This is a genomic window from Gordonia sp. UBA7860 (assembly GCF_002500165.1).
GTDB classification, from domain to species: domain Bacteria; phylum Actinomycetota; class Actinomycetes; order Mycobacteriales; family Mycobacteriaceae; genus Gordonia; species Gordonia sputi.
The window spans coordinates 523-4,594 of record NZ_DLSO01000129.1 but is presented as its reverse complement, the minus strand read 5'-3'; the positions used below and the strand labels follow the sequence as shown (position 1 = coordinate 4,594).

General features: G+C 65.1%; 4 protein-coding genes. 1 reads left to right on the top strand and 3 read right to left on the bottom strand.

The window, feature by feature from the left end; genetic code table 11:
* Positions 1-1,367 (bottom strand): transketolase (locus tag B3T59_RS16490; protein ID WP_287004346.1); only part of this gene is annotated, 1,367 nt, incomplete at its 3' end.
* Between the two features lie 329 nt (positions 1,368-1,696).
* Between B3T59_RS16490 and B3T59_RS16485 the strand changes: the two genes are divergently transcribed.
* A complete protein-coding gene (locus tag B3T59_RS16485) occupies positions 1,697-2,692 on the top strand; it encodes a heme o synthase (RefSeq protein ID WP_064863169.1) in 996 nt (331 codons plus the stop codon).
* 28 nt (positions 2,693-2,720) lie between these two features.
* Here B3T59_RS16485 and B3T59_RS16480 read toward each other — a convergent pair whose 3' ends face one another.
* Positions 2,721-3,683 carry a quinone oxidoreductase family protein gene (locus tag B3T59_RS16480; protein ID WP_064863166.1) on the bottom strand — a complete coding sequence of 321 codons (963 nt, stop codon included), beginning with the start codon at positions 3,681-3,683 and terminating at the stop codon, positions 2,721-2,723.
* Between the two features lie 54 nt (positions 3,684-3,737).
* On the bottom strand, positions 3,738-4,072 hold a 335-nt coding region (locus B3T59_RS16475), incomplete at its 5' end, for a phosphoribosyltransferase (protein WP_287004345.1).

Sequence of the window (4,072 nt, the reverse complement as noted above, 5' to 3'; positions counted from 1 at the left end):
GGGCCGTGCAGCACGATGCCGGAGAGAATTGCGCCCATCGCATGCTCGCGGATACCGAAGTGCAGCGTGCGGCCGTACGGGTTGGCTGACCACTTCTTGGTCGAGATCGCGGTGGGACCGAACGAGGCCGCCCCGTCGATCGTGGTGTTGTTCGAACCCGCGAGGTCGGCCGAACCGCCCCACAGCTCCGGGAGGATCCCGCCGAGCGCCGAGAGAACCTTTCCCGACGCCGCGCGGGTCGCGAGGTCCTTGTCGCCGGGAGCCCAGGTCGGCAGGACATCGCGCCATCCGTCGGGCAGCTCGTGAGCCTGGAGTCGGTCGAAGAGCTTCTTGTTGTCGGGGTTCGAGCTCGCCCAGGCGTCGAACGCCTTCGTCCACGTCTCCTTGGCCTCGACACCCCGCTCGACGAGTTTGCGGGTGTGGCCGATGACCTCTTCGGAGACGTCGAAGGTCTTGTCCGGATCGAAGCCGAGAGCTTCCTTCGTCTTGGCGACCTCGTCGGCGCCGAGCGCCGAGCCGTGTACGGCGCCGGTGTTCATCTTGTCCGGCGCCGGGTAACCGATGATCGTCCGCAGGCAGATGAGCGACGGCTTGTCGGTGACCTTCTTGGCCGCCTCGATCGCGGCCTCGATGGCGACGACGTCCTCGCCGCTCTCGACGGTCTGTACATGCCAGCCGTACGCCTCGTAGCGCAGTGGGGTGTTCTCACCGAGTGCGATGGTGGTGTCGTCCTCGATCGAGATCTGGTTCTGGTCGTAGAACACGATCAGATTGCCCAGCTCCTGCGTACCGGCGAGCGATGATGCCTCGGACGTCACTCCCTCTTCGATGTCGCCGTCGGAGGCGATCACATAGATGAAGTGGTCGAACGGGCTGGCACCGGGAGCGGCGTCGGGATCGAACAGACCGCGCTCATAGCGCGAAGCCATGCTCATGCCGACCGCAGACCCCAGACCCTGTCCGAGAGGGCCGGTGGTGATCTCGACGCCCTTGGTGTGCCGGAACTCCGGGTGCCCCGGGGTGAGTGAATCCCACGTGCGCAGGGCCTCGAGGTCGGAGAGTTCGAGACCGAACCCGCCGAGATAGAGCTGGATGTAGAGAGTCAGACTCGAGTGGCCGCACGAGAGGACGAAGCGGTCGCGGCCGACCCACGTGGTGTCGACGGGATCGTGGCGCATGACTCGCTGGAACAACGTGTACGCGAGCGGCGCCAAACTCATCGCGGTACCGGGGTGTCCGTTGCCGACCTTCTGCACGGCGTCGGCGGCGAGTACTCGGGCGGTGTTGACCGCGCGTGTGTCCACGTCGGACCAGTCGTCTGGGTAAGCCGCCGTGGTGCGTTCGCGGATCTCGTCGGTATCAGCCACGTGTGCCGTCTCCTGTACGTGTTGGGGTGCCTGCGTGATGCGTGTGGTGCTGGTGCGTCGGGCGAACGCCAACTCGCGGGCGTTGCGTCCGAGTGCTGATGCAGGGCCTTTCGACCCACGATGACCAGAGTAATCGGCCGGTGCCGTCGGTGTGGGGGGTGGCCGGTAACGATCGTCATGTCAGCCGGTCTCCGCAGGTCGGCTACGGCGCGGAGACTCAATTCTTTGATCGAACACCCCAGCGTCTACCATGCTGAGTAGTAGTCGGAAATGCCCGCGAGCCGAATCGTCGGCGGGGCAGGGGAGTTGACGTGAGGATCGGTGAGCGTGTGAGCGGAGATGGTTCCGCCACTTCTCGCGGCACGTCCGAGGTGGATTCTGACCGCCCCGTCAGCGAATCGAACACGACCGCCGACACGAGTTTCGTCGCTCGCGTACGCGGCACGGTGATGGCGTACATCGCGCTCACCAAGCCTCGTGTCATCGAATTGCTGCTGGTGGCGACGATCCCGGTCATGCTGCAGGCAGATCGTGGACACGTCGACCTCAGAATCATCGCGTTCACGCTGCTTGGTGGTTGGTTGGGTGCGGCGAGCGCCAATACGCTCAACATGGTCGTCGACGCCGACATCGACAAGAAGATGCGACGCACCGCGAAGCGTCCGCTGGCCCGTCACGCGGTGACGAGAACCAATGCGTTGATCTTCGGATTGCTGCTCTGGGTGGCGTCGTTCGCTGTCCTGTGGTGGTCGGCGAACCTTCTGAGTGCGCTTCTGGTTTCTGCCACGATCATCTTCTACGTCGGGGTCTACACCCTGATCCTCAAACGCCGCACCTGGCAGAACGTGGTGTGGGGTGGAGCAGCCGGGTGCATGCCGACGCTGGTCGGATGGGCAGCGGTCACAGGTTCGCTCAGTTGGCAGCCGATCGTGCTGTTCGGTGTGATCTTCTTCTGGACCCCGCCGCATACCTGGGCACTGGCGATGCGCTACCGCGAGGACTACAAAGCCGCAGGCGTGCCGATGCTGCCGGTGATCGCCACCGAAGAGCACGTCACCCGCCAGATCCTCATCTATACGTGGCTCACCGTGATCTGCTCGTTCCTGCTCATCGGAGCCGCGAGCTGGATCTACGCGGGCGTCGCGGTGCTGGCAGGCGTGTGGTTCCTCAACCGTGTGCACAAGCTCTACCGCGACACCCGACGCGGCGTCGAGGTGGCACCGTTGAAGGTGTTCCTGCAGTCGAACGAATACCTCGCGGCGCTGTTCTGCGGACTTGCCATCGACGCCGTCGTCAACCTGCCGACCATCGCCAGCTACTTCTGACGAGTGGCCGCAGGTCGGCGTGATCGCCTCACGGAATGAGTGCGGTTGCTCCCGTGGTGATCCGGTTCTCCAGGTCGATTTGGGCCTGGGCGGCGTCGGCAAGGCGATATTCCTGACCGACTCGGGCATCGAGGCCGTCGAGAACGGCGTCGAAGTATTCACCCGAACGCCAACGCAATTCGTCCGTGTTCGCGATGAAATGGCCGAGCGTCGGGCGCGTCACCGACAGTGAGCCTGCCGGGTTGAGTCGCTGGATATCGAACGGCGGGACAGGTCCGCTCGCCGCCCCGAACACGACGACGATCCCGCGCACCGCAGTCGAGGCCAGTGACTGTTCGAAGGTGTCGGCTCCGACGCCGTCGTACACCACCGGCACGCCCTTGCCGTCGGTGAGCTCACGAACCTGTCCGACGAGGTCGTCACCGTATCGCAGAACGTGGTCGGCACCTGCCTGCGTCGACAACGCTGCCTTCTCGTCTGTCGACACCGTGGTGATCACCGTGATGCCGCGACGCTTGGCGAGCTGCGTCAGGATCAGGCCGACGCCGCCGGCGCCCGCGTGGAGCAGGATCGTGTCACCGGAAGCCGGGTGTGCACTGCCGTCGAGCAGATAGTGGGCGGTGAGGCCGCGCAGCATCGTCGAGCCTGCGACGACGTCGGGAACACCGTCGGGGACCGGAATGGCGCGTGCGGCGCGTACCGCAACGAGCTCGGCGTACGAGCCTGGTGCGTCGACCCACGCGATTCGTTGACCCGGCTCGAGGTCGGTGACCTCGCTGCCGACCGCGACGATCTCGCCCGCTCCCTCGGTGCCCGGGACGTACGGCGGGGTCGACGGGTACATGCCGCGTCGCAGATAGGTATCGATGAAGTTGACCCCGATCGCGCTGGTCCGCGCGATCACCTCGTCGGGAGCGGGGATGGGGTCGTCGACCGTCCCGTAGTTGAGCACCTCGGGACCGCCATGATGTGTCACCTGGATTGCGCGCATGAGTCGTTTCTACACGGCGCGAAATTCTGGCCGTCGCCGGTACCGAACGCCGCGCTAGGGGTTTGATTCGCTGCTGGAGTTGCGCGTGCCGACGACCGGCGGGTCGACCGACCACGGGAAGTTGATCCACCTGTCCGTGGTGCGCCAGCAGTAGTCAGGAGTCGTGATGGTGTGCGGCTTCTGGTAGATCACCGCATTGCGGACCTCGGCGACGCGACCCTGTTGCTCGCAGAAGTCGTCGACAAGTTTGAGCGTCTTTCCGGTGTCTGCGACGTCGTCGACGACCAGCACCCGCTGATCGTGCAGGCCGCTGCTCTCGAGTAGCGAGGGGAGCATCACGGGCTCGGACAGCGTCTCACCGATGCCGGTGTAGAACTCGACGTTGAGCG

What these genes read in the sequence shown, in the direction of transcription:
- B3T59_RS16480 (WP_064863166.1), bottom strand. Translation starts at nt 3,683, where the DNA reads ATGCGCGCAATCCAGGTGACACATCATGGCGGTCCCGAGGTGCTCAAC.